This is a genomic window from Microbulbifer sp. YPW16 (assembly GCF_021290385.1).
GTDB lineage: Bacteria > Pseudomonadota > Gammaproteobacteria > Pseudomonadales > Cellvibrionaceae > Microbulbifer > Microbulbifer zhoushanensis.
Genome location: NZ_CP089928.1, coordinates 396,911 through 420,708, shown reverse-complemented (window position 1 = coordinate 420,708; position 23,798 = coordinate 396,911). Strand labels below are relative to the sequence as shown.

At 61.1% G+C, this 23,798-nt stretch carries 22 protein-coding genes; 17 read left to right on the top strand and 5 right to left on the bottom strand.

The window, feature by feature from the left end; all coding sequences use genetic code 11:
* Positions 1 to 51 precede the first annotated feature (51 nt).
* The 13 genes from gspD to LVE68_RS01765 all read left to right on the top strand — a co-directional run bounded on the left by gspD (position 52) and on the right by LVE68_RS01765 (position 13,050).
* Positions 52 to 2,034, top strand: coding sequence for a type II secretion system secretin GspD (gspD, locus tag LVE68_RS01825; protein ID WP_232942624.1), 1,983 nt, complete (start codon positions 52 to 54; stop codon positions 2,032 to 2,034).
* On the top strand, positions 2,031 to 3,527 hold the full coding sequence (gene gspE / locus LVE68_RS01820; protein WP_232942622.1) for a type II secretion system ATPase GspE: 1,497 nt from the start codon (positions 2,031 to 2,033) through the stop codon (positions 3,525 to 3,527). Before gspD ends, gspE begins: the two co-directional genes overlap by 4 nt.
* Before the next feature lie 2 nt (positions 3,528 to 3,529).
* On the top strand, positions 3,530 to 4,747 hold the full coding sequence (gene gspF / locus LVE68_RS01815; RefSeq protein ID WP_232942620.1) for a type II secretion system inner membrane protein GspF: 1,218 nt from the start codon (positions 3,530 to 3,532) through the stop codon (positions 4,745 to 4,747).
* Between the two features lie 56 nt (positions 4,748 to 4,803).
* Positions 4,804 to 5,232, top strand: coding sequence for a type II secretion system major pseudopilin GspG (gene gspG, locus LVE68_RS01810; protein ID WP_305080394.1), 429 nt, complete (start codon positions 4,804 to 4,806; stop codon positions 5,230 to 5,232).
* Positions 5,233 to 5,250: 18 nt separating this feature from the next.
* On the top strand, positions 5,251 to 5,829 hold the full coding sequence (locus tag LVE68_RS01805) for a type II secretion system protein (protein WP_232942618.1): 579 nt from the start codon (positions 5,251 to 5,253) through the stop codon (positions 5,827 to 5,829).
* The gene (gene gspI / locus LVE68_RS01800) at positions 5,819 to 6,244 is read left to right on the top strand and encodes a type II secretion system minor pseudopilin GspI (protein WP_232942616.1); all 426 of its coding nucleotides are present in this window, start codon (positions 5,819 to 5,821) and stop codon (positions 6,242 to 6,244) included. Before LVE68_RS01805 ends, gspI begins: the two co-directional genes overlap by 11 nt.
* The gene (gene gspJ / locus LVE68_RS01795) at positions 6,244 to 7,077 is read left to right on the top strand and encodes a type II secretion system minor pseudopilin GspJ (protein ID WP_232942614.1); all 834 of its coding nucleotides are present in this window, start codon (positions 6,244 to 6,246) and stop codon (positions 7,075 to 7,077) included. Before gspI ends, gspJ begins: the two co-directional genes overlap by 1 nt.
* Positions 7,067 to 8,083, top strand: a complete 1,017-nt coding sequence (gspK, locus tag LVE68_RS01790; RefSeq protein ID WP_232942612.1) for a type II secretion system minor pseudopilin GspK — start codon at positions 7,067 to 7,069, stop codon at positions 8,081 to 8,083. The genes gspJ and gspK overlap by 11 nt, the downstream gene beginning before the upstream one ends.
* Positions 8,080 to 9,474, top strand: coding sequence for a type II secretion system protein GspL (gene gspL, locus LVE68_RS01785; protein ID WP_232942610.1), 1,395 nt, complete (start codon positions 8,080 to 8,082; stop codon positions 9,472 to 9,474). Before gspK ends, gspL begins: the two co-directional genes overlap by 4 nt.
* 35 nt (positions 9,475 to 9,509) lie before the next feature.
* A complete protein-coding gene (gene gspM / locus LVE68_RS01780) occupies positions 9,510 to 10,001 on the top strand; it encodes a type II secretion system protein GspM (RefSeq protein WP_232942608.1) in 492 nt (163 codons plus the stop codon).
* A 217-nt stretch (positions 10,002 to 10,218) separates the two neighbouring features.
* Positions 10,219 to 10,488, top strand: coding sequence for an acetyltransferase (locus tag LVE68_RS01775; protein ID WP_232942606.1), 270 nt, complete (start codon positions 10,219 to 10,221; stop codon positions 10,486 to 10,488).
* A 97-nt stretch (positions 10,489 to 10,585) separates the two neighbouring features.
* The gene (locus LVE68_RS01770; protein WP_232942604.1) at positions 10,586 to 10,789 is read left to right on the top strand and encodes a DUF2788 domain-containing protein; all 204 of its coding nucleotides are present in this window, start codon (positions 10,586 to 10,588) and stop codon (positions 10,787 to 10,789) included.
* A 53-nt stretch (positions 10,790 to 10,842) separates the two neighbouring features.
* Entirely contained in the window at positions 10,843 to 13,050 is a 2,208-nt protein-coding gene (locus LVE68_RS01765) for a hybrid sensor histidine kinase/response regulator (protein ID WP_232942602.1), read from the top strand.
* Between the two features lie 60 nt (positions 13,051 to 13,110).
* Here the strand turns inward: LVE68_RS01765 and LVE68_RS01760 are convergent, their stop codons facing one another.
* Positions 13,111 to 16,266, bottom strand: a complete 3,156-nt coding sequence (locus LVE68_RS01760; protein ID WP_232942600.1) for a TonB-dependent receptor — start codon at positions 16,264 to 16,266, stop codon at positions 13,111 to 13,113.
* A 259-nt stretch (positions 16,267 to 16,525) separates the two neighbouring features.
* On the opposite strand from LVE68_RS01760, the gene LVE68_RS01755 reads away from it, so the two are divergent.
* Positions 16,526 to 17,338 (top strand): S1/P1 nuclease, encoded by an 813-nt coding sequence (locus tag LVE68_RS01755; RefSeq protein WP_232942598.1) that lies wholly within the window; start codon positions 16,526 to 16,528, stop codon positions 17,336 to 17,338.
* A 23-nt stretch (positions 17,339 to 17,361) separates the two neighbouring features.
* On the opposite strand, the gene arsJ is transcribed toward LVE68_RS01755, so the two are convergent.
* Genes arsJ through LVE68_RS01740 form a run of 3 tightly spaced genes read right to left on the bottom strand, consistent with a single transcriptional unit; the run spans position 17,362 to position 20,042 of the window.
* Positions 17,362 to 18,597: an organoarsenical effux MFS transporter ArsJ gene (gene arsJ / locus LVE68_RS01750; RefSeq protein ID WP_232942596.1), complete on the bottom strand. Its 1,236-nt coding sequence runs from the start codon at positions 18,595 to 18,597 to the stop codon at positions 17,362 to 17,364.
* A gap of 45 nt (positions 18,598 to 18,642) precedes the next feature.
* Complete coding sequence (locus LVE68_RS01745) at positions 18,643 to 19,647, bottom strand: ArsJ-associated glyceraldehyde-3-phosphate dehydrogenase (RefSeq protein ID WP_232942594.1); 1,005 nt, start codon at positions 19,645 to 19,647, stop codon at positions 18,643 to 18,645.
* A gap of 50 nt (positions 19,648 to 19,697) precedes the next feature.
* Complete coding sequence (locus LVE68_RS01740) at positions 19,698 to 20,042, bottom strand: metalloregulator ArsR/SmtB family transcription factor (RefSeq protein WP_232942592.1); 345 nt, start codon at positions 20,040 to 20,042, stop codon at positions 19,698 to 19,700.
* Between the two features lie 308 nt (positions 20,043 to 20,350).
* Here LVE68_RS01740 and modA point away from each other — a divergent pair, with 308 nt between their 5' ends.
* Genes modA through modC form a run of 3 tightly spaced genes read left to right on the top strand, consistent with a single transcriptional unit; the run spans position 20,351 to position 22,859 of the window.
* Complete coding sequence (gene modA / locus LVE68_RS01735) at positions 20,351 to 21,034, top strand: molybdate ABC transporter substrate-binding protein (protein WP_232942590.1); 684 nt, start codon at positions 20,351 to 20,353, stop codon at positions 21,032 to 21,034.
* A 2-nt stretch (positions 21,035 to 21,036) separates the two neighbouring features.
* Entirely contained in the window at positions 21,037 to 21,738 is a 702-nt protein-coding gene (modB, locus tag LVE68_RS01730; RefSeq protein ID WP_232942588.1) for a molybdate ABC transporter permease subunit, read from the top strand.
* Positions 21,735 to 22,859, top strand: a complete 1,125-nt coding sequence (gene modC / locus LVE68_RS01725; RefSeq protein WP_232942586.1) for a molybdenum ABC transporter ATP-binding protein — start codon at positions 21,735 to 21,737, stop codon at positions 22,857 to 22,859. The genes modB and modC overlap by 4 nt, the downstream gene beginning before the upstream one ends.
* Before the next feature lie 48 nt (positions 22,860 to 22,907).
* On the opposite strand, the gene xthA is transcribed toward modC, so the two are convergent.
* Positions 22,908 to 23,723: an exodeoxyribonuclease III gene (gene xthA / locus LVE68_RS01720; RefSeq protein WP_232942584.1), complete on the bottom strand. Its 816-nt coding sequence runs from the start codon at positions 23,721 to 23,723 to the stop codon at positions 22,908 to 22,910.
* Positions 23,724 to 23,798 lie beyond the last annotated feature (75 nt).

Below are 23,798 nucleotides of genomic sequence, written 5' to 3'. Positions count from 1 at the left end.
GCGACGTCCCAAATTTGCATCGCGACATCTCAAATAAGAGTCAGTTAATCAATGATCAGGATGGTTTACCGGCGGCTGCTAGCCGCATTTGCAGTGGCATTGCTAGCAACGTCAGTCGTGGCGCAATCCCCGGAAAGAGTCACCCTGTCTCTCGATAACGCCGATATTCGCGACCTGATCAACTGGGCAGCTGACTTCACCGGCAAGAACATCATCGTTCACCCGAACGTCAAGGGTAAGGTCACGGTGGTGGCCGGCGACCCGATGACCCATGAGGAGGCTTTTGATGTCTTCATGTCGGTGCTGCAGGTCAACGGCTTCAGCCTGGTGGAGCAGGGCGGTACCTGGAAAGTGGTGCCGGATGCCCTGGCCAAGCAGCAGGCGATACCAGTCACCGACGACAGCTCGCGCGCACCGGCGGAGTCACTGGTAGTACGCACGGTGCGGGTTGAAAATATCTCCGCGACCCAGTTGATCGCCATGCTGCGGCCCCTGATCCCCCAGACCGGCCACCTGGCTGCTTATTCCGACACGAACACCCTTATCATCGCCGATCGCGCCGCCAACATTGACCAGATTGTCCGCCTGGTTCGGCAGCTGGACCGTGCCGGGGCCATCGATATCGAGCTGGTGCCGCTGCAGTTTGCCTCCGCCAAGGAGGTCAAGCAGGTACTGAGCGAGCTGCTGCAGTCCGGCGGCAAGCAGGCTAACGAGGCCCAGCCGCTGCGCATTGCGGTCGATGAACGCTCAAATTCCGTACTGCTGACCGGCGACCCGGTGACCCGCCAGCAGCTCAAGAACGTGATCATGCGGCTCGACCAGCCGCTCGAGGGGGACGGCAATACCGCCGTCATTTACGTGCAGTATGCCAAGGCTGCCGACCTGAAGCCGATTCTCGAGGGCATGAGTGGCAGTATCCAGAAGACGGAAAAGGACCAGCAGGCGGCCGATGTCGAGGTCAGCATCCAGGTCAATGAATCCCTCAACTCCCTGGTCCTGACCGCACCGCCAGCATTGCTGGAAACCATGAAGGGTGTGATTGCCAAGCTGGATGTGCGCCGGGCGCAGGTGCTGATCGAGGCGATTATTGTCGAAGTGACTGAGGGTACCGGCAACGAGCTTGGCATCCGGTGGATCGCCGGCGCCAGCGACGATGTAGTGGCGGGTTTCCGCAACGATGCCGCCCGCAGTAACGTGGTCGACGAGGACGGCAACGTCGTCAGTGAGGATTTCAATCCCTTCTCACTGGATCCCCGCAACCTGCTGGTCCCGGGCGCACTGAACCTGGGTTACCTGAGTGGTACCGATATCCGCGTGGCAGTGAATGCAATCGCGCGGGAGAGCAACGCCAATATCCTCTCGACGCCCACCATCATGGCGCTCGACAACGAGGAAGCCGAAATCCTGGTGGGCCAGAACGTGCCGTTTATCACCGGTGAGCAGCTGCTGTCCGGCAGCAACAATGACCCGTTCACCACCATCCAGCGGCAGGATATCGGTACCACCCTCAAGGTCACCCCGCGGGTGAACAACAATAATTCTGTAACCCTGGATATCGAGCAGAAAGTCGAGAACGTGCTCCCCACCAACGAGGGTGCTTCGGATATCGTCACCAGCAAGCGCGAGATCCGTACCCGGGTACTGATTGACGATGGGGCGATGCTGGTACTGGGTGGCCTGATCGAGGACCAGGTTACCGAGACCAAGGAAAAAGTGCCGCTACTGGGGGATATTCCCGGCATTGGGCGGTTGTTCCGGTCCAGCTTCAAGGATGTCACCAAGACCAACCTGATGGTGTTCCTGCGCCCGCGGATCCTCACCACGCGCCGCGCCGGCTACGAGGAGACGCGCAAGCGCTACCTGGACCTGCAGCGCAAGCAGCTGGACATCAAGGACAACACCAGCTACATCTGGGACTGGCACCGGGGTGACGTGCTCCCGGACCTGCTGCCACCTTCGGGCTCCTACGATGATGCCGAATCTGCCCCCCCGGTCCAGGTGCTGGAAGCGGAAGAGGCAGGGGCAGAAAAATGACGGCCAATGCGGTATCCGCGGCGGCGTCTTCCCGGCGTCTCCCCTATGCCTTCGCCAAGCGCCACCGGGTGCTGCTGGTGGATGTGAACGGGCAGCCCCGTTGCCAGTATGTGGCGCCACTCAACCCGACCGTACTGGGTGAGGTGCAGCGGCTGACCGGCGCCGAACTGGATATCGAGGCGGTCGGTGAAAGCGAGTTCCAGGCGGCCCTGCAGGGACTTTATGAAAACCGCGAGGGTGGCAACCTGTCGGATGTCGAGGGACTTGGCGATGAGCTGGACCTGGCTGCCGTTGTCGATGCGCTGCCCGAGACCGAGGACCTGCTGGAGCAGGAAGACGATGCGCCCATCGTCAAGCTGATTAATGCCATTTTTGCCGAGTCCCTCAAGCAGGGGGCCTCGGATATCCATATTGAGACATTCGAGAAACGCCTTGTGGTGCGCTTCCGCGTGGATGGCGTGTTGCGCGAGGTACTGGAGCCCCGCCGGGCCCTGGCACCACTGCTGGTCTCCCGTATCAAGGTAATGGCGAAGCTGGACATCGCGGAGAAGCGGGTCCCGCAGGATGGCCGGATCTCCCTGCTGATGGCCGGCCGCGAGGTCGATGTGCGTGTTTCCACCATGCCCTCCAGTGCCGGCGAGCGGGTCGTGATGCGACTGCTGGACAAGCAGGCAGGCAAGATGGACCTGCGCCAGTTGGGCATGGCCGGCCACGACCTTGAAGTAATGACCGACCTGCTGACCCGTCCCCACGGTATCCTGCTGGTAACCGGGCCCACCGGTTCGGGTAAGACCACCACCCTCTATGCCGGACTCGGCAGTATCAACAACCGCGAGAAGAACATCCTGACGGTTGAGGACCCGGTCGAGTACAACCTCGAGGGGGTGGGGCAGACCCAGGTCAATACCAAGGCTGATATGACATTTGCCCGCGGCCTGCGTGCGATCCTGCGCCAGGACCCGGATGTGGTGATGGTCGGTGAGATCCGTGACCTCGAAACCATGCAGATTGCCATCCAGGCCAGCCTGACCGGGCACCTGGTACTGTCCACCCTGCACACCAATACCGCCCTGGGCGCGGTAACGCGCCTTGTCGATATGGGTATCGAGCCGTTCCTGCTGTCATCGAGCCTGATCGGCGTGCTGGCGCAGCGGCTGGTGCGGGTGCTGTGCGAGGAGTGCCGCGAGGCACACCCGGCTGATTCCACTGAACGCCGCATGCTGGGGATTGGCGGTGACGAGGATGTCACGATTTATCGACCCCGTGGCTGCGAGGCCTGTAACCACAGCGGCTATACCGGCCGGGTTGGTATTTATGAGCTGGTACCGGTCAACGAAACCATGCGCCAGTTGATTCACGACCGGGCTTCAGAGAGCAAGCTGGTGATCGAGGCCCGCAAGGTGGCCCCCAGCATACGGGAGGATGGCATTGCCAAGGTGCTGTCCGGTGTGACTTCACTGGAAGAAGTCCTGCGGGTAACCCAGGAGTCCTGATTGTGGCCGCATTCCAGTACATCGCCCTGACCGACTCGGGCCGCAAGAACCGCGGCACCCTCGAAGCCGACAGTGCCCGGGCCGCGCGGCAGCAGCTGCGCTCACGCGGGCTGGTGCCACTCGAGGTGGAGCCGGCCGCGGGGCCGGCAGAGAGCCATTCGGGCGGCCTGCTGGCGGGAAGCCCCGGCCTGAGCGTCAAGCACCTGGCATTGCTGACCCGGCAGCTGGCGACCCTGCTGCGTGCAGGTATCCCGCTGGAGGAGTCCCTGGGGGCCATCGCCAACCAGACCCGTAACCACAAGATCCGCCGGATCGTACTGGCCGTGCGTGGCAAGGTACTGGAGGGGCACAGTTTCGCCCAGGCACTGGGCAGTTTTCCCCGGGCCTTCCCGGGACTCTATCGTGCTACTGTCGAGGCAGGTGAGCACTCCGGCCACCTCGATAAAGTGCTTGAGCGACTTGGGGATTACACCGAGAACCAGCAGAAATTCCGCCAGAAGGTCCAGCTGGCCCTGATTTACCCGATTGTGCTGGTATTTATCTGCGTCCTGGTTGTCACCGGCCTGATGGTTTATGTGGTACCGGATGTGATCGAGGTATTTACCGGAACCGGCCAGGCCCTGCCACTGCCGACACGCATCCTGGTGGCCATGAGCGATTTCATCTCTGCCTGGGGCTGGCTGGTGCCGCCCGCACTCGCCGTGCTGGTGGGGCTGGTGGTCGCGCTGTTGCGCCGGCCGGCAATCCGTTATCGCTTCCATCACCGGCTTCTGGAAATGCCAGTGATCGGCTGGTTGGTCCGCGGCGCACAGAGCGCACGCTATGTCGGCACCCTTGCGATCCTTACCGGCAGCAGCGTACCCCTGGTCCAGGCCATGGGAATAGCCAGTGGTGTAATGTCGAACGAATACCTCAAGGAGCGGCTGAAAACCGCACAGAAGTCCGTACGCGAGGGTGGCAGCCTGAGGCGTGCGCTCGAGGATGTTCAGTACTTTCCGCCGATGATGGTGTATATGATCGCCAGTGGTGAGTCCTCGGGCACCCTGGACGAGATGCTGGGAAGGGCCGCGGAATCCCAGGAGCAGGACCTGCAGGGGGCGGTAACCGCCTTTGTGAGCCTGTTCGAACCCGCCATGCTGCTGATCATGGCCGGGATAGTACTGTTTATTGTCATGGCGATCATGATGCCGATCATGAGCATGAACCAGATGGTGGTATAAAGGCTGGACGGTACCCGGGGGTCCCGCATCGGCCTGGAAACAAGAGGGTAGAAAAGATGAAAACAATGAAGAGAAACGGTGGCTTTACGCTGATCGAGATCATGGTCGTGATCGTGATCCTCGGGGTCCTGGGCGCACTGGTGGTACCAAACATCATGGGCCGGACCGGCGAGGCGCGGGTAAAGGCGGCGGTGACCGACCTGCGCGCCATCGAGACCGCGCTGGATATGTACCGCATGGACAACTTTGTCTATCCCAGTTCCGAACAGGGCCTGCAGGCACTGGTCAGCAAGCCATCCGGCTTCCCGGAAGCCAAGAACTGGACCCAGCCATACCTCAAGCGTGAGGCCAAGGACCCCTGGGGTAATGAGTACCAGTACATCAGTCCCGGCACAGAGGGCCCTTACGACCTCTACAGCCTGGGTGCCGACGGCAAGCCCGGTGGTGAGGGAGAGGCCTCGGACATTTTTGTCAGCGAACTGTAACCGCTGACGCCGATTGTGATGGGCGCTTCGCTTCGCCGCAGCCGTGGCTTTACCCTGATCGAATTGCTGGTGGTGATCGTGATTATTGCCACGCTCGCCGGCATGGCGGTTATTTCACTGGGGAGTGCGGGGCACCGGGTGTGGACCGGAGAGACCCAGCGCCTGGCAAATATATTGAGGCTGGTCGCCGATCGCGCGGTGATCGACAAGGCCCATTACGGCGTGCGGCTCGAGCGCGGCGAGTATTCAGTGGTGCGCTTCGAGCCGGCCACCATGCGCTGGGAAAAACCGGGAGGGAAGGGGGCCGGCCGGTCTTCGGCCAGCCGCTTTGCTGCACACCGCCTTCCCGACAATATTCGCCTTGAGGTGCTGGAGCAGGCCGAATTGCCCGGTGCCGAAGAATCCGCATTTGCCCCCGCCGGGTCCGGGGATGATGAAGCCCAGGTCCCACAATTTGTGGCACTCTCCAGCGGCGAAGTGCTGCCGGTGGAGCTGGCGGTCATCCTGGTGGAGAACGGCGATTATGCCCGGGCGGCAAAGATTTCATACAGCAGCCTCAATGGCCTCGAGCTGGAATGGCAGGCCGATGACCTCTGAGCGTAGCCGCCGCGAAGGCGGCTTTACCCTGGTCGAAGTCCTGGTGGCGCTGGTCATTTTCGGCGTGATCGCGGCCAGCGTGCTGAAAACCATGCAGGACAGCGTGCGACACCAGGCGCTGATGGAGGAACGCCTGGCGGCCAGCTGGATCGCCCAGCAGGCCCTGGCGGAGATTCGCCTGCAAGAAGACTGGCCGCCCCTGGGGGAGAAAACCGAGCGCGTGCCCCAGGGCGCCCGGGAATGGCAGGTTACCGCGCGGGTCGAGAGCACTAATGAAGAGCGCCTGCGGCATATCATCATCGAGGTGGCCGAACCCGACAGTGAAACCCCGAGCCTGACACTGGATGCCTGGGCCGCGCGAGGCGTCACGACCGCCGGTGCCGGCAATGCACCATCGGGTGGGAGGCGCCAGTAATGGCGGCCTCTCCAGTGTCCCGGCCAATCGGCCGCCAGCACGGTTTTACCCTGATTGAGGTAATGGTGGTGCTGGTGCTGGTAGCCATCATCAGTATCGGGTCTTACGCGCTGCTCGACTCCTTCCAGAGTACCGACCGGGCTCTCGAGGCCCGGGCCGAGCAACTGCGGCGTATTTCCATGGCCATGTACCGGATCGAGGACGATATGCGCCAGGTTACTGCGCGACCGGTAAAGAACGGCTACACGGGCTATGAACCGTCCCTGCGCGGCGATGCCGATGAGCTTGAGTTTACCCGCCTGGGGGCCGCCAACCTGACCGGGGAACCCCGCGGGGAGCTGCAGCGACTGGCCTACAGCCTGGGTTTCCCGGAGGACAGCGCGGACTCCACCAGCGAGACTGGCGGCCTGTTACTGCGGCGGCGCTGGCGGGTGCTGGACCGTGCGCCCGACACCGAGGCAATCACCGAGCCACTCCTTGCCGGCGTGGACAACCTGTCATTCCGCTACTACGACGGCGACAGCGAGGCGTGGCTGGACCAGTGGCCGCCGCTCGGGTCGAACTCCGGGACCGGTGCGCCGGACAGCCGTTTGCCGCGGGCGGTGGAAATGCTGGTAACAACCCGCAATGCCGGTGAAATGCGGCGAGTCTACACATTGCCGCAGGTCGCCTCGTTTATTTCAGGCTCCGGCGGTGGCCGGGGGCCCGGGGGCGAGGAAGACCCCGGTGATGGTGCCGGTGACTCCGGGGGGGCAGGCGACCAGCCCGGAACTGACGAGGGCTCGGGTGAGGACTCAGGTGAACGCTCCGGGGAGGCCCGGGATGACGCCTAAATCCATGGCCGGGCAGCGGGGTGTCGCGCTGATCACCGTATTGCTGGTGATGGTAATTGCGATCGCTGCTGTGACCCATACCATCCTGCGCAATCGCATCGCTATTTCCCGGACAGCGGCGTTGCTGGCCAACACGCAGATGGCGGAGTTTGTGCACGGGGCGGAAGCCTGGACAAAGATTGCGCTTGAGCGTGACCACGAGCAGGATCGCGAGAATCCGCAGTCGGCTGACTCGGCACTCGACAGCTGGGCACTCGAAGCCCTGCAATTCAATCCTGATAATGGAAAAATGCGCATTAAAATCAAGGACTTAAATTCTTGTTTTAATGTGAATAATCTCGCCGGATCCGGGCAGGCATCGGCGGACCAGCGGGCGATATTTGAGCGCCTGGTGCGCAGTGTCAGCGGCAAGGGGGACCTGGCCTCGGCAATGCTCGACTGGGTCGACAGCGGTGATACGCCGCTGACCCCGGGCACTGAGGACAATGGCTACCTGGGACGCGAGATCGCGCACCGGACCCCGGATATCCCGATTACCGATATCTCGGAGTTGTCGGCAGTGCAGGGTATGGAGCGCGAGGACTGGGAGGCCCTGCGTCCGTTCCTTTGCGCCTTGCCGGAGTCGGGTACCGTGATCAATGTAAACTTTGCCCCGGCGGAGTTGCTGGAAGCCATGGCCCCGGGGGCCAGGGCATCGCAGATCAAGAGCTTCCGTGAAGCGGACGGGGTTTTTACCGAAGCCTCGCAACTCGCCCCTTACGGCCTGGGGGGAGTCGCCGGGTTGGTGTTCCATAGCCAGTACTTCCTCGCCCAGATTGCGGTACAGCTCGGGCCGGGGCCGGAAAACCGGCAGTACTGGGAGACGACCTTCAGGCTCGATCAGGGGCGCGGCGAAGTATCGATGGTTCAGCGCCAGCGACGCATGTTCTCCGGCAATGAAGTTCGGGAATTACTTGAAAGCGAATCAGCTTCAGGCGAAAAAACCAATGAAAACAATGACGTATGACTGAAACCTTAAGTGAGCGCAAAGAATTAGCAGGTAGTCGGCAGCCGTTGGTGCTGCTGCGACTGGCCGAGACGGCTGAGGCGGACCGGGTTACCGTGCAGTCCTGGACGGACCAGGGCTGGCGCCCGGTTCCAGTCGACGCGGAGTTCGCCGGTGCCTTTTCCGCCGACAGCGCTCCCGCAGTGGCCCCTGTCTCTGCAGGTATGGTGGAGCCCCGTGAGGGCGATGGTTCAGCTGTCGACGGTGCGGCGACGCCGGAGTTCCCTGTGGGTTCACGGGTCGTCCTTTTATTGCCCGGCAGCTGGGTCTGGAGTGGCGTCGAGTCGATTCCCAGGGCGGCACGAAAGCAGAGCAGCGCCGTGGGTTATATGGTCGAGGAGCGCCTAGCGGAAGATGTGGAAGACCTGCATTTTGTTTGCCAGCCGCGCACCGGGGACCTCTGTTCGGTTTACGCGATCCGTCACGAGAAGATGGCGGCCCTCAGTGCCCAGCTGCAACGCCTGCAATGGCCAGTGGCTGCAGCCCTGCCGGAGTACCAGTTGCTGGATCTCCTCGATACTGACGTAAGCCTGTGGCTCGATGGGGATCGGGCCCATATCTGGCGTGCCGCCGGGCATGGCCTCACTGTGCGCCGGCGTTACCTGCAGCCTCTGCTGGCCTCGCTGGCGGAGCCGGGTGACGAGCGGTCCGGTGAATCTCCGGATGGTGGCTCCCCTGTAGGTGAGGTTTCCCGGGCCGATCATTCGCTGAGCCTGCTGGGTGCGGGTGAGCAGGACGAAATGGCCGTGGCTGAACTGGAGTCGCTGTTCGGCCATGGGCTGCAGCGGGTTGAAGGGGATGCCGGGGAGTACCTGCTTTCCCGGCTCAGGATTCCCCTCCTGGCCAACCTGCTGGTGGGGGATTATCGGCCCGTGGGCAGCGCGGATGAGTCCAGTTGGTGGATAAAGCCACTCAAGGTGGCCGCTGCGTGTTTTGTATTGCAGTTGATGCTGTTCCTCGCCGGCGGCGCTTATTACAGCTGGCAGGCCGGGCAACAGGACGCGCAGGCGCGGGCGCTGTTCGCCGAGCTATTTCCCAATGCACGTGCCGGTGCCGATGTCCGCCGCCAGATCCAGGGGTACCTGAACCAGGCCGGTAATGGTGGTGCCGGCTTCGCCCGACAGGTGACCACACTCAGCCAGGCATGGGAGCAGCACCGCGGGGAGCCATTACAGCTTCAGTCCCTGCGCTTCGATGGCAACCGTGGGGAGATGGTGATCCAGCTGCAGGCCGCGAGCCTGGGGGAGCTGGATGGCTTTGTGGGACGCCTGTCCTCCGGGCAGTACCGGGCCGAGCTGCTGGCTGCCAACGAGCTCGAAGACGGAGTTTCGGGCCGGATCCGGCTGCGCTGAGCAAGCACAATAAATAGACATAAGCACCCTGGAAGATGAAAGAAAAGATCGAGCAACTGCAGCAGCGATGGCGGGCCCTGCCGCCCAATGACCAGCGGGCCCTGGGGGCCCTGACCCTTTTTCTCGGCGGGATGTTCCTGGTCTACGGCCTGTTTATGCCCGCCAAGCACTTCTTCGACGATGCCCGTGCCAGGGCAGAGGAGTCACGGGAGCTTGTCGCCTGGATTGAATCCCAGCGCCCGGTACTGGAGCAGCTGGACCCGGTAGCGGGCGCGATGACCGAGCAGGGCGCGGGCACCCTGCTGCAGCGTGTCACGGCCGCAGCAGAGCGCCACCAGATTACCATCAAGCGCTTCGAGCCCGAGGGGCAGGGAAGGATTCGGCTCTGGATTGAGCGCGCGCGCTACGAGGACCTGCGGCCCTGGTTCAATACCCTCATAGAGCAGAAATTTATGCTCCGGACGGTAAACCTGGATGCGCTGCCTGAAGAGGGCATGGTATCGGCGAGACTCACGCTGGAGGGCTGACTCCGGTATCGATGCAGGTAAACCTCGATACTTTCGATGTTTTGTCGGTAGCTGAATTCGTAAAAATCGTATGGTAATCGGCCCTATAGCACGCAGGGCTTCGATTTTTTCGGGCTTGCATGAAGTTTGGGCCGCTTCTGAATTTCTACACCACAGCCGGCCGGTTCCCACAAATTGCCCCTATACTGTCGATAGAGATGATGAATAGGGTGCCAAGATGCTGTTCAGAGATACTTCGACCAACCATCTCGTGGAAGTGGCCGATATCGTAACGCTCGCCAATCCCTATGAGCTGACGGTGGTGGGGCGATACCTGTGGGGCGAGGAGGTGCAGGATCCTGAGGTCTTTGACAAGACCCAGCTGAGCTTCCTCTCCGGTGAGGCACTACCGCGTTGCTGGCATGACAGCCGTTACCGCGACCGCGAAGTGCGGCGCCTGAAATGCGGCACACGTGCCGAAGATGGTGATTATTACCAGGGGGCCTGAATTTCTCCCGGGAGAGTTGGCCATTAGGCGGCAAAATACTCGCGGGTGGACCCGGTAAAATGTAAAATGCGCGCCAAATTTGTATCTGTGGTAACCCATGACGTTTGCGCAATTTGAAGAGTACTCCCTCTGGCTGGGTATCGGTGGCCTGATCCTCTTTATGCTGTTTATCGTCTGGGACCTGGCTAAAAAGTCCAGGGCCGGCAGGTTCGGTACCCTCATTCTTTTCCTGGCACTGGGCCTCGGCCTCCTCGGGTTTATTATCAAGACGGTGCTGGTAGAAGTCATGGGTATCGGCTAGGGATTACCCGATGCATGCATTCGGGCCGCCGGGCCTATTCAGGGAAGGGCATAATGCCAATATTTGACCGCCCAGAACTCAAGGTACAGAAAGATCGGCGAGTCTGCCGGGCCACTGATACCCGGATCGCCAAATACAGCCGCCGGGGTATGCTGCTGACCCTGCTGGCTTTTGCGATCGCCGCCGCCATGGGCGACCTGCGCCTGCAGGCTCCACGCTTGTTGCTGGTACTGGGTGTGGTGCTGGTGCTGCTGACACTGGTGCGGGGCTACTATGTATTCCGCTTCAGCCACCTCTATGCCACCGGCCCGGTGCGCTGGCGCCGACGGTACTTCTTCGTTTCCACCCTCGGGGCGGCCTGGTGGGGGGTAATCCTGCTGTTCCACGAGTGGTTACTGGGCTTCGCCCCGGTGACCCATTTCCTCTGGCTCTACACGGTGGTTTTCTGCTCCAGTGTGGCCTCGGTCTTTGCCCCATACCACCGCTTCCTTATCTGGTTCGTCTCCGCGTGCCTGGTTCCAGCCGCGGTCAAGGCGATCCTGTCCGCCGATATCCTGGGCACCATCTATGGTGCCCTGACCTTTGCCTTTATCTGGTTGACCGCTCACCAGGCGCGGAGGGAATCGCAGAATTACTGGGACCGCCTGTCGGCAATGCAGGAACTGCAGCAGCGGGCGAGCAACCTGGCGGCCGCGCGCAAGCACTCTGAGGCAGCGGTTGAGCTTACCAACGAGTTTGTCGCCAATATCGGCCAGGAATTCCGCAGCCAGCTGTCCGATTCGCTCGGCGCACTGGCGCTTCTCGAGGCAGACGACCTCAGCGAGCGCCAGCGGGAATGGGTAAGGCTGGCCAAGAACGCCGGCAGCCAGCAGCTGAAGCTGGTGGATAACGTCGGCCTTTTCACGCGTGTCGCGCGCAAGGATATACGGCTGCGCCAGGGTCCTTTCAACCTGGTCAAGACGATTGAAAAGTCCTTCAAATTTGCCGCCCGGGCCGCTCATCGCCAGAACCTGGAGTTCAACTTCCAGATTGACGACAACCTCCCGGTGATGGTGACCGGCGACAACCGCAAAACCGCACAACTGATCCGAAACCTGGTTGACTCCGCCACTGCGGTGGCCCAGGCCGGCGAGCTCTGGGGCCAGGTGAATTTTGCCCCGATTACCAGTTTCGAGGGCCAGCTTACCATCCACCTCAATGACGATGGCCGGGGAGAGATCCTGCCTGACGAAAGCGAGCTGTTCGGCGCTTTTGCCCGCCTCGACACCAACCAGGTGACCAGCGGGCTGGGGCTCTCAATCGCCAAGGGACTGGCCGAGGCAATGGGAGGCTACCTGCAGGTGAACTCCACGCCCGAGGGCAACCGCTATGAAGTGGTGGTCAAACTTGCGATGGAGCCTAACCAGAGGGTCTACCTGACTCCCGATCGTCGCCTGCAGGACAGCGAAGTGCTGGTGCTGCACGAGGGCGGCCTGTTTGTTTCCGGCCTGGTGCAACAGCTGCGGTCTTTTGGCATGGAAGTGGATTGCGGCAAGTGGTCCAGGTCCAACAGCGAGACCGTGCTGCAATTACAGCGGGCAGTGGAGCGGCAGCAACTCCTGATCATGGTGCCAGCCATGGGGGCCCGGCAGATGCTGGTGGAGGTCTCGGAGTTTTTCAACAGCCTGAATGGCGATGGGACTCAATCTAAAGTCGTGTGCCTGGGGGCGCCGGGACACAAGGTCGATTTCGCTCCGCTGATGCAGGCGTTGCCCGAAGCCAAGTACATCCGGCGGCCGGTCACCCGAAAGGAACTGCATGATGCCCTGATCGAACGGCTGTTTGGTGGGGTGAAGAAGGCCAGCCGGCGTATCGTTTCCACCATCAGTGCCCACCCCCGCCAGCGGTCGCTGTTGCTGATCGAAGAGTCCCGCCAGCACCAGGGGGTGACTGAGGAAATGCTGAGCGCACTCGGGTACCAGGTGGATGTGGCTGCGGCAGTGGAAGAGGCGCTGGAACGGCTGGGGGATAAGAGTTACGACCTGCTACTGGTGGACTGCCAGCAGAATACCGACCACAGTGCGGAGATCATCGATCGGCTGCGCCACTGGGAGTCGGAGCACTCGCCGGATGACCGGATGCCCATTGTTGCCCTGACCAGTACCACCGAAGAGCAGTTCGAGGGTCGCTGCCTGGCCGCAGGCATGGACGACTACCTGACCAAGCCGCTGAACAAGGAATCCCTGCAGGAAACCCTGGAACGCTGGCTGGGCGACGCCTGAGTAAGCTGAGCCAGGTACCCGGGGCCTTGCTGGCCCCGGGTTGAGGGCTACGTCGTTACATCAGAACTGGTAGCGAATGCCCAGCCGCGCGCGCCAGAGGGAGGCATCTGCCACCCGGGTCTGGCCCGCCGGATCCAGGAACTCCTCGAAGACATAGCGTCCCTGTTCGTCCACGCCGGCACTGACCGCCGCCTGGTAACGGGGGAAGCCGCCCTCGTACATTACCCCCCACTCATCGTTCAGCAGGTTGCCCAGGTTCTCCACCACAAAGTAGGCGTTGGCGCGATCATCGGCCCGGAAGCCCGGCAGTTCCTGGTTGATCTTCAGGTCGAACTTGGTCCACCAGTCGCTGCTGAGTTCATTGCGCTCCGCTATCCCACCCCGGTCCAGCTCCTCACTGTCCAGGAAAGCAAAAAAAGCATCCGTGTCGAAACCTTCCGCAAAGACGACATTCTGGTCGTCCGGACCACTGGGGACATAGAGCAGGTGCCGCGAGATAAAGCCGGTAGAGTCACCGAACTTGAAGCCGTCATCGAAGGTGTAGGTGTAGGGGCGCCCCTCGTTGGCGGAGCCGAACAGGGTGATGCGGGTCTCCAGGCCGGCGAAAAACTCCTGTGCGTAGTCCAGCTTCAGGGTGAACCGATGGGGTACGACATAGTTGGATGTCGCGGTACCCGGGTTCTCAGGGTCGGCGGTGGCAATATTCACGTAGTTTGAAAACGCGACCGAGCTGGTCATGGGATTGACATCCTCTGCCTCGGTGTAGGCGTAGCCCACAGCAGCGCTCAAGCCGGACTCGAAGGACTTGCTCAGCCCCAGGGAGACTACGGTTGAGTAGCCGCTATCGCCCCGGGCGTTGGTCAGCATGAAGTCCTGCGAACGCCCCGTGTCGCTTCCATAAATGGGGCGGCCGTCGATGGCTGTGCCCACCTGGACGCGGGAGATATCGCGTACGATTGCCGCATCCTGGTAGTCACTGTAAAGCAGGTCGGCTGATGCCAGGTAGCCGTCGCCAAATTCGTAGCTGCCACCGATTGCATATTTCCAGACCGAGGGCACTTCGAAATCCGGGTCCAGCAGGTTGACTCCGCCATTGTCACCTTCGCCGCTGGCGACCGCGTCATAGAGTTCCGCCGGCACGTCGTAGATCGGCTGGCCGGAGCCGGTCCAGGCCAGGTCGAACAGGCTCTGCTGGCTGAAATCGGCGAGTGAAGTCTCTATCTGGGTAACGCCGTCGTTGGAATAGTTGTTGGAAATCCAGACATTGGGATTGCCGCCGGAATAGAGGCCGATACCACCGTGAATCTCAGCGCTGTCGGCCAGGCTCCAGTTGAAGCCGATACGTGGCTGCAGCAGGTCCTTGCCATCGAGGTTGGCCCGGTTGGAGAAGCCGTAAGCTGAAACGATATCGCCATTGTCTACCGGCCGCTCATCACTGCTATAGCGGTCGTAGCGGAAGCCACCCACCAGGGTCAGGTCGACACTGGCAAAGGTGAACTCGTCCTGCAGGTAGAAGGTGTCGATGGCATAGCTGAATTCGGCCGCAGCGTCCTGGGGATTATTGCTCCCGCTGGCATTCTCGTAAATCAGGACGGAAGGGGTACCTGCGGCAAATTCCGCGATACTGCCAAAGCGGTACTCGCCTTCGGCTTCCTGGACAAACATATTGAAGACATCGAACGTCTCGCGCTCATAGCCACCGTAGAGGCGGTGCTCACCCAGCTGCAGGTTGCCGGCGAGCTTCAGGCTGAGGCTTTCATAGCTCAACTTGTTCGCATGGCGGGAATCGTCAGCGCCGAGATAAACGGTCGCCCGGGACGCATTGCCATCACCGTCGTCATCGTTTTCGGTGCGAATCTGCACCTCCCCAAACTCGGTGCCTCCCAGCGAGAGCTGGCGGTTGTCCAGTTCCGAGTAGCCGATCTTGACCTCGGTTGAAAAGATGTCACTCCAGTCGGAATACAGCTGTCCCACGTAAGCATTGAGCTCTGCGCCGCGCTCGTAGTAGTGGTTGGAAAGCTCCAGTTCATCCGGGTCGCCGTCGGACTGGGCAATGCTGAAGCCATCATTGTAATTGTAGGTAAAGGCTGCCCGCTGGGTATCGGTGATATTCCAGTCAAACTTGACCAGCAGTTTCTCATCCTCTTCCGGGAGGCTGGATGGGAGCCCACCCGGGTCATAGCCGTAAATATCACGGGAGATACGCAGGATTTCCTCCAGCTGTGCCTGCGAGACACCCTGGACCGGGGTGGCAGTGTTACTGCCGGCCGGGCCCCGATCGAAAGTCGCCACGCCGTCAAGCTTTTCATAGGCGGCGAAGAAGAAGAGCTTGTCCTGGATAATCGGGCCGCCCAGGGTGGTGCTGTAGCGCTGCTCATCGAACGGGGCAATATTGATATCGTCGCCCTCCAGTTGGTCTCCGCGCATGCCGTCATCGGTGTAATCGTAAAACACCGACCCGTGCCACTGGTTGTCCCCGGATTTGGTAACTGCATTGATGTTGCAGGCGCTGAAACCGCCGTACTGGACATCGAACGGGGCGAGCTCCACGGCCACTTGCTGGATGGCATCGTAGGAGAAAGGCATCCGCTCGGTAGGGTAGCCATTGCTGTTCAGGCCGAAATTATCATTCATCCGCACGCCGTCGACAGTAAGGCTGTTGAAGCGCGGGTTGGCGCCGGCACATTGTACTGAATCGTTAAAGGCCTCATCGACGTACAATCGCGGGTCCAGCCGTACCAGGTCTTTCAGGTCCCTGTTAATCGCCGGGGCACTTTCCAGGTCGTCAAGACTGAAGTGCGAGGAGGGCCCTACCGCAGTGGCAGTAGGGTCCTGGACATTGGCCACCACACTGATTTCTTCCATCGCCTCCGGCGCCAGGCTCAGGTTCAGCGGCAGGGTGTCACCCAGTGAGAGATAAACCCCGTCGACTACCCGCCGCCCCTCGGGGGCATCGATGATCACCCGGTAAGGGCCGCCTACCCGGAGCCCGTCCAGGTTAAAGCGCCCAGATTCGCCGCTGGTGATCTCCCGGCGACTGTTTGACGGGGTATGCACTACGGTCACAGTAGCGTTATCCAGCGGCTGCCCGTCGAGTCCGGTCAGCTGTCCCCGAATGCCGGCACTCGTTTCCTGGGCCATGACGCCCGGTGCGCAGCTGATGGAAGCCGACACTGCTGCTGACAGCAGTGCGCGGGTAAAATTAATTCGTTTCATTGAATACTCCTGCTCCCTGGAAGGGTGGTTGAGATTCCTGCCCCTGGGAATTGCCGCGTTGCAGCATGCCCGCCAGAGACTGTTTTTTGTTGTTTACGCGAGCCCGGTCGCGCGGACACTTTGTAACAGCCTTGCTTTAACCTGCTGTGACGGTGAGGTTTCCGGTTTATCTCCGTGCGGTTATATTTTTGTTACTGATTACAAACTGTCATGACAGGTGGTTATCCTCGGGCACTCAAATAATCAAAGGACTTTGAACATGGTGAATAGCAGTACCGCAGTGACTGCATTGCTGGTTGCATTGATATTGAATTGCTTTTCCGCCACGGCCTGGGGCTGGGGGGAGGACGGTCATCGGGTAACCGGGGAGATCGCCTGGAGGCTACTTGATTCTTCAGTGCAGGAACCGGTTCAGGAACTGCTGGACGTAAAGGGAGAGGGGAGCCTGGCCGAGGCTGCGACCTGGGCGGATCGGATCCGTGGTGATGGGCAGTACGACTGGGCTGCCCCCCTGCATTACATCAGTCTCCCGCGTCACTGGCCTGGATACCAGCCGGGCCGGGATTGCCCGGAGCAGGGATGCATCCTGGAGGCCATTGCAAAGTTCCGGCAAATCCTGGCTGATCCTGATGCACCACAGCGAGAGCGGGCGGAGGCCCTGCTGTTTATTGTCCATTTCGTCGGTGACCTGCACCAGCCCCTCCACACCGGACTGGCCACAGACCGCGGGGGCAATGATGTGGAGGTGGAATTTTTCGGGTTTGGCACCAACCTCCATGCGCTGTGGGATGTTTTCCTGCCGGGGGGCTTCCTGACGGACTGGCAGGCATACGCGGAAAAGCAGGCCGCCGGGCTGGGGAAAAGGCCGTTAGATGCATGGCGCCGGGGCACGCCGGAGGACTGGGCCGCAGAGTCCCACCAGTTGGTGCATGAGTATGCGTATACAGAGAGCCGGGTACTTGGTGAAGACTACTACCTGCGCAACCGGCCGATTATCGAAAGGCGCTTGCAACAGGCCGGGGTAAGGCTGGCGGCATTGTTGAATAACGCGCTGGCGCCGGCGCGCCAGTAGCGGCGGGGGGCCGGCACTGGGCGCTACAGGCTCCCGGCGGAATGGCTGGCCCTGGCCGTTTCCGCCGGCAGTGGCCATACAAACGCCGCGGCCAGCAGGATAAAGCCGACCGAGATCCACAGGCAGGCGTTCAGGCCTGCCACCTGGAATACCCAGCCGGAAAGCACCGTCCCCAATAAGCGGCCCATGGCATTCGCCATATAGTAAAAGCCCACATCCAGTGATACGCCGTCCTCGCGGGCATAGCGCACAATCAGGTAACTGTGCAGTGACGAGTTGACGGCAAACAGCGCCCCGAACAACAGGAGTCCCCCCAGCAGGCTGGCCTGGGGCGGCAGCCCTGCCTGCAGCGCTATGGGGATGGCGGCGGTTACAAGCGCCAGTGACAGTGCCCAGCCGGTCGCGGCCCGGTTGGCGGAACCACTGGTTGCGACGGAACCGGTGAACCTGGGGGCGAGTGACTGGATGACGCCGTAGCCTATGATCCAGATGGCCAGGAAGCTACCGATACGCCAGTGGTCCCAGCCGAATTCCATTCCCAGGTAGAGGGGCAGGGCGATAACAAACCAGACATCCCTGGCCCCAAAGAGGAACAACCGCGCAGCTGCCAACAGGTTGATTGCCCGGCTTTTGGAAAAGATATCCCGGAATTTTGCCTTCTGTTTTGCCCGGCCCAGGTCTTTCTTCAGCAGGCAGATACTCAGGAGCCAGACCAGGAACAGTGCCAGAGCCATTGCGCCAATGGCAGCGGTAAAGCCGATTGCACTCAGCAGCAGGGCCCCGAGGAAAAAGCCCAGACCCTTGAGGGCGTTCTTCGAGCCTGTGAGTATTGCCACCCATTTATACAGGGTCCCCTGGGCTTCACCCGGGACCAGTAACTTGATGGCGCTCTTGGCACTCATCTTGTTGAGGTCCTTGGCAATACCTGACAGGGCCTGCGCCGCCATTACCCACGGGACGGTCAGCATCGGCGATGGCAGCAGTAGCATGGAAAGCGCTACGACCTGTAGCCCAAGCCCGATATTCATGGTGCGGTTCAGTCCTACGCGGGCGCCCAGCCAACCTCCCAGCAGGTTGGTGACCACACCAAAGAATTCATAGAACAAAAACAACAGCGCGATCTGCAGCGGCGAATAGCCCAGCTCGTGAAAGTGCAGTACCACGAGCATGCGCAGGGCACCATCAGTAAGGGTAAACGCCCAGTAATTCCCGGTTACTACCAGGTACTGCCTGATTCCCGGTGAAAGGTGCTGAAACATCGACAAGTTGACCTATCTCAATACGTGCCCGTGAGAGGGGTTGCCTTACTGCCTGGCCCCGACCATGCGTGCCAGTTCCACGGTGCGGTTGGCGTAGCCCCATTCGTTGTCGTACCAGGCATAGACCTTTACATGGGTACCGTTGACCACCATGGTCGAGAGCGCATCGACGATACTGGAGCGCGGATCGGTCCGGTAATCGATGGACACCAGTGGTCTTTCCTCGTAGCCGAGGATGCCCTGCAGGGGCCCTTCGGCAGCTTGCCGGAACAGTTCATTGACCTCTTCAGCGCTAGTGGCGGACCCAACTTCGAACACGCAATCGGTCAGGGAGGCATTAGCCAGTGGTACGCGTACCGCATGGCCGTTCAGCTTGCCCTCCAGCTCGGGGAAAATTGCGGTAATCGCAGTGGCTGAGCCAGTGGTGGTGGGAATCAGGCTCATTCCGCAGGCGCGGGCCCGGCGCAGGTCCTTGTGGGGCGCATCGAGGAGGGTTTGCGTATTGGTGATATCGTGGATGGTAGTCATGGACCCATGGCGGATACCGAGGTTTTCGTGCAGTACCTTGACTACCGGTGCCAGGCAGTTGGTGGTGCACGACGCGGCAGTGACGATTTTGTGCTGATCCGGGTCAAACAGGTTGTGGTTCACACCCATCACCACATTCAGTACGGCGGCATCCTTTACCGGGGCGCTGACTACAACCCGGGCCACGCCCTGGTCGAGATAGGCCTGCAGCAGGTCTGTGCTGCGCATCTTTCCGCTGGCCTCGATTACAAGGTCACAGCCGGACCAGTCAGTGTCGCCAATCTCCCGGTTATTTGTGCACCGCAGGTTTTTATTGCCGATTACGATGGTATTTTCACCGGCCTGGGCCTCATGTTCCCACTGGCCATGTACGGAATCGAAGTTCAGCAGGTGCGCGAACGTGGCAGAATCGCCGCCCGGATCGTTGACCTGCACAAACTCGAACTCCGGCCAGTCCCATGCGGCGCGCAGGCACAGGCGGCCGATCCGCCCGAGACCATTGATACCTATCCTGATTGCCATTACAGAAATCTCCCTGAAAAGTGGTTTGTCGGGTTCGGGCGGGAGCTCGCTCAGCAGTTGCTAGAACAGCGTTCGGGGCGGTTCGCCATTCCCCCAAGTCGCTGCAGCGGCTCACTCAGCAACGCCTCATCGCCCTCAAGAGTATGTTGCAGGACAGCCGTGGCCCATTCCGGCATTTGCGGGGCAAGCCGGTAGAATACCCATTGCCCCTGGCGCCGGTCGCTCAGCAGGCCGCACTCACGGAGCTGGGCGAGGTGCCGCGATATTTTTGGCTGGCTATCGCCCAGGGCTTCCACCAGTTCGCATACACAGAGTTCGCCCTCCCGGGCAATCAGTAGCAGGCTACGCAGGCGGGTGCCATCTGCAAGGCACTTATAGAATTGCAACGGGCTCAAGGCCGGGTCCCCGGGGTAATGTTGAATAACTCCGGGCAGTATATATGGAAATCCATATATGTGGCAGTGGGAATGTTTATGCCATACCGGCACACGCCGGGGCATGAAAGTCCCGATGGTGCCGTGCTTGTAGGCCATGGGTGTATCGTGCAGTATAAGAGTAATTATGTGGAGATGGCCGCCTCGTGAAGGGGCAGACAGCAGCTTGCCAGGTGCGGGGAGGGAATTTGCGCGGGCGCCGGATACTCCTTTCATTAATACTCACCGCCATTGTGCTGCCTGCCCGGGCCGAAGAGGTAATTGCGGCCGTGGCTTCCAATTTTGCCGCACCCATGAAGGTGATCGCGGCAGCATTCGAGGAGTCCACCGGACATCGGGTGCGCCTGGCTTTCGGTTCCTCCGGAAAATTCTTCGCCCAGGTCAGCAATGGCGCCCCTTTCGATATTTTCCTCTCGGCCGACCAGGCCAAGCCTCACGCCCTCCTGAATGCCGGCCTGGCCGAGCCCGGTAGTGCATTCACCTATGCCATTGGCCGGCTGGTGCTCTGGTCTCCTGTAACCGGCAGGGTATCCGACGGCCCAGGGGCGCTGCGGGAAGGCGGATATCGCAAACTTGCGCTCGCCAATCCACGCCTGGCCCCTTACGGCGCCGCAGCCGTACAGGTGCTCGGCTCGCTGGAGCTGGTTGAGACGACTCGCAGCCGCTGGGTGCAGGGTGAAAATATTTCCCAGGCGTTCCAGTTTGTCGCCACTGGCAATGCGGAGCTGGGATTTGTTGCTTTATCCCAGGTAATGAAAGAGGGGCGAATCGCGCGGGGCTCCGGTTGGGTGGTGCCCTCCAGTATGCACCGGCCGATCCGCCAGGATGCAGTACTCCTGGAGCAAGGCGCAGAAAACCCGGCCGCCCGCGCCTTGCTCGCTTTCCTGCGCTCGCCCAGGTCTGCGGCCCTGATCGAGTCCCGCGGCTACCAGCTACCCGTGAGCGAGGAATAGCCATGGGTTTTTCCGAGGCGGACTGGATTGCCATTGGCCTGACCCTGCGGCTGGCGGTGACGGTGACCATACTGCTGCTATTGCTGGGTACACCCATTGCCTGGTGGCTGGCCCGCACCAGTTCCCGCTGGAAAGGGCCGGTGAGCGCGCTGGTGGCATTGCCCCTGGTGCTGCCCCCGTCAGTACTGGGCTTTTACCTGTTGCTCTCCATGGGGCCCGGCGGGCCGATCGGCCAGCTCACCACCTCACTGGGCTGGGGCACCCTGCCGTTTACGTTCTGGGGGCTGGTCGTGGCGTCGCTGTTCTATTCGCTGCCGTTCGTGGTCCAGCCAATCCAGAATGCGATTGAGGCGATTGGGGAGCGGCCACTTGAAGTAGCCGCGACCCTGCGGGCGGGGCCCTGGGACCGCTTCTTTACGGTGGTGCTGCCCCAGGCCCGGCCCGGGTTTATCAGTGCCGCGATCCTGGGCTTCGCTCATACGGTAGGGGAGTTTGGCGTCATCCTGATGATCGGGGGCAATATTCCCGGAGAGACTCGCGTGGTTTCGGTGCAGGTCTACGATTACGTTGAGATGATGCAGTATGACAAGGCTCACTGGTTGTCTGGTGGCATGCTGCTGTTCTCATTTGTGGTACTGCTTGCGCTTTACGGTTTCCGTCACCAGCGCTCGCATGCCGCGCTGCGCATGGGGGCCGTACAATGAAGCCGGGAGCGAATCAGGAAGCCGTGCCAGCGGACGAGATTATCGCGCGCTTCCAGTTCAGTTACCCTGCCGGCGCAGGTGACCCGGGGTTTTCCCTGTGTGTGGATGCCAGGCTGCCCGGTAGCGGAATTACCGGCATTTTCGGCCAGTCAGGATCGGGCAAGACTACATTGCTGAGGTGCATCGCGGGGCTGCAGAAAAGTGATGACGGCCAACTGACAGTGGGCGGGGAAACCTGGCAAGGCCCGGCTGTGTTCATGCCGCCGCACAGGCGACCGGTTGGGTACGTATTCCAGGAATCCTCCCTCCTCAATCACCTGACCGCAGATGGAAACCTGCAGTATGCATTTCGCCGGGCGCGCCCGGCGCCGCCACCAGGGCTTTACAAACATGTCGAGGCCTTGATGGCTATAGGGCCGCTGCTGGGGCGCTACCCGCACCAGCTGTCCGGCGGGGAGCGGCAGAGGGTGGCCATCGCGCGCGCGCTGTTGAGCTGTCCAAGGCTGCTGCTGATGGATGAACCACTGGCGTCACTGGATACAGGTCGCAAGCTGGAAATCCTGCCTTACCTGGAGCGGCTGCGGGAGGAGTTTGCGCTGCCAATTCTCTATGTCAGCCACTCCCTCGACGAGATCGCCCGCCTGGCGGATCACGTCATTGTCATGGAACGCGGGCGCCAGGTGGGGGCGGGCAGCCAGGCTGAAATACTGGCAGACCCTTATATGCCTGTGGCACCGGATGATGAGCGCTGTGTTGTACTGGAAGGGTCTGTCACGGAGTGTGACTCGCAATGGGACCTGGCACGGATCAGTATACCCGGGGGGCACCTGTGGTTGGCGAACCATGGCCTCACAGTTGGAAGGTCGCTGCGGGTCCGGATTTTCGCCCGGGATGTCAGTATTGCGCTGCACAGCCACGACGACACCAGCATCCTGAACCGGCTGCAGGCAACCGTGTCCGCCATAGCAACAGAGGAGGGCAGTGCCCTGGCCCTGGTGCAGCTCCGTATGGGGAGTAGCGTGATACTGGCCCGGGTTACCCGACGTTCCCTGGCGGACCTGGGACTCGCCGCCGGAAGCCGGGTCTGGGCCCAGGTCAAGTCAGCCGCAATCGTCAACTGAGTCCGGCGGCCATTTTATCCCCGCCCGGATAGCCGGGCGGGGCGTGGTTTAAAGCTCGAAGTCGGCCCAAACCGGGGCGTGATCCGAGGGGCGCTCCATGCCGCGAATATCGTAGTCCACACCCACGTCCACGCATTTGTCTGCCAGCATCTGGGTGGCGAGGATCAGGTCGATACGCAGCCCGCGCTTGGGATCGCGGTCGAAGCCGCGGCTGCGGTAGTCGAACCAGCTGAAGATGTCATCAGTATCGGGGTGCTTGCTGCGAAAGGTGTCTACCAGGCCCCAGCCCTGGATTTTTTCCAGCCATTCACGCTCTTCCGGCAGGAAGCTGCACTTGCCATCCCGCAGCCAGCGCTTGCGGTTGGATTCTCCAATACCGATATCCAGGTCGGTGGGGGAGATATTCATATCACCGATCACCAGCACCGGCGCCTCGGGTTTGCAGGTGGTCTGCAGGTAGTCGTCCAGGTCCGCGTAGTATTTGCGCTTGGCGGGGAACTTGACCGGATGCTCGCGGTTTTCACCCTGGGGGAAGTAGCCGTTGATGACGGTGAGCGGAGAGTCGCCACCGATATCGAACTTGCCCGCGACCATGCGCCGCTGGGCGTTGTCCTCGTCTTTGGGGAAACCGTATTCACGATCGATAAACGGGTAGCGGGAGAGCAGGGCGACACCGTAATGGGTTTTCTGGCCGAAATAGATCACCTCATAACCCAGGTCACGCACTGCATCCACCGGGAAGTCCTCGTCGGTGACCTTGGTTTCCTGCAGGCCGATAATATCCGGGGCATGGCTGTCCACCAGGGCTTCCAGCTGGTGCAGTCGCGCACGGATACTGTTTACATTGAATGAAACGACTTTCATTTTTCCCCCACACAAAATAAAAAGGTCGGGCATAGCCCAACCTGCATAATATCAAATGGATACCGGTGTTACGGC

Excerpts from the sequence above, each read along its gene's own strand:
- gspD (WP_232942624.1), top strand. The coding sequence starts at position 52 with ATGATCAGGATGGTTTACCGGCGGCTGCTAGCCGCATTTGCAGTGGCA.
- gspE (WP_232942622.1), top strand. The coding sequence starts at position 2,031 with ATGACGGCCAATGCGGTATCCGCGGCGGCGTCTTCCCGGCGTCTCCCC.
- gspG (WP_305080394.1), top strand. The coding sequence starts at position 4,804 with ATGAAAACAATGAAGAGAAACGGTGGCTTTACGCTGATCGAGATCATG.
- LVE68_RS01805 (WP_232942618.1), top strand. The coding sequence starts at position 5,251 with ATGGGCGCTTCGCTTCGCCGCAGCCGTGGCTTTACCCTGATCGAATTG.
- gspI (WP_232942616.1), top strand. The coding sequence starts at position 5,819 with ATGACCTCTGAGCGTAGCCGCCGCGAAGGCGGCTTTACCCTGGTCGAA.
- gspJ (WP_232942614.1), top strand. The coding sequence starts at position 6,244 with ATGGCGGCCTCTCCAGTGTCCCGGCCAATCGGCCGCCAGCACGGTTTT.
- gspK (WP_232942612.1), top strand. The coding sequence starts at position 7,067 with ATGACGCCTAAATCCATGGCCGGGCAGCGGGGTGTCGCGCTGATCACC.
- gspL (WP_232942610.1), top strand. The coding sequence starts at position 8,080 with ATGACTGAAACCTTAAGTGAGCGCAAAGAATTAGCAGGTAGTCGGCAG.
- gspM (WP_232942608.1), top strand. The coding sequence starts at position 9,510 with ATGAAAGAAAAGATCGAGCAACTGCAGCAGCGATGGCGGGCCCTGCCG.
- LVE68_RS01775 (WP_232942606.1), top strand. The coding sequence starts at position 10,219 with ATGCTGTTCAGAGATACTTCGACCAACCATCTCGTGGAAGTGGCCGAT.
- LVE68_RS01770 (WP_232942604.1), top strand. The coding sequence starts at position 10,586 with ATGACGTTTGCGCAATTTGAAGAGTACTCCCTCTGGCTGGGTATCGGT.
- LVE68_RS01765 (WP_232942602.1), top strand. The coding sequence starts at position 10,843 with ATGCCAATATTTGACCGCCCAGAACTCAAGGTACAGAAAGATCGGCGA.
- LVE68_RS01760 (WP_232942600.1), bottom strand. The coding sequence starts at position 16,266 with ATGAAACGAATTAATTTTACCCGCGCACTGCTGTCAGCAGCAGTGTCG.
- LVE68_RS01755 (WP_232942598.1), top strand. The coding sequence starts at position 16,526 with ATGGTGAATAGCAGTACCGCAGTGACTGCATTGCTGGTTGCATTGATA.
- arsJ (WP_232942596.1), bottom strand. The coding sequence starts at position 18,597 with ATGTTTCAGCACCTTTCACCGGGAATCAGGCAGTACCTGGTAGTAACC.
- LVE68_RS01745 (WP_232942594.1), bottom strand. The coding sequence starts at position 19,647 with ATGGCAATCAGGATAGGTATCAATGGTCTCGGGCGGATCGGCCGCCTG.
- modB (WP_232942588.1), top strand. The coding sequence starts at position 21,037 with ATGGGTTTTTCCGAGGCGGACTGGATTGCCATTGGCCTGACCCTGCGG.
- modC (WP_232942586.1), top strand. The coding sequence starts at position 21,735 with ATGAAGCCGGGAGCGAATCAGGAAGCCGTGCCAGCGGACGAGATTATC.
- xthA (WP_232942584.1), bottom strand. The coding sequence starts at position 23,723 with ATGAAAGTCGTTTCATTCAATGTAAACAGTATCCGTGCGCGACTGCAC.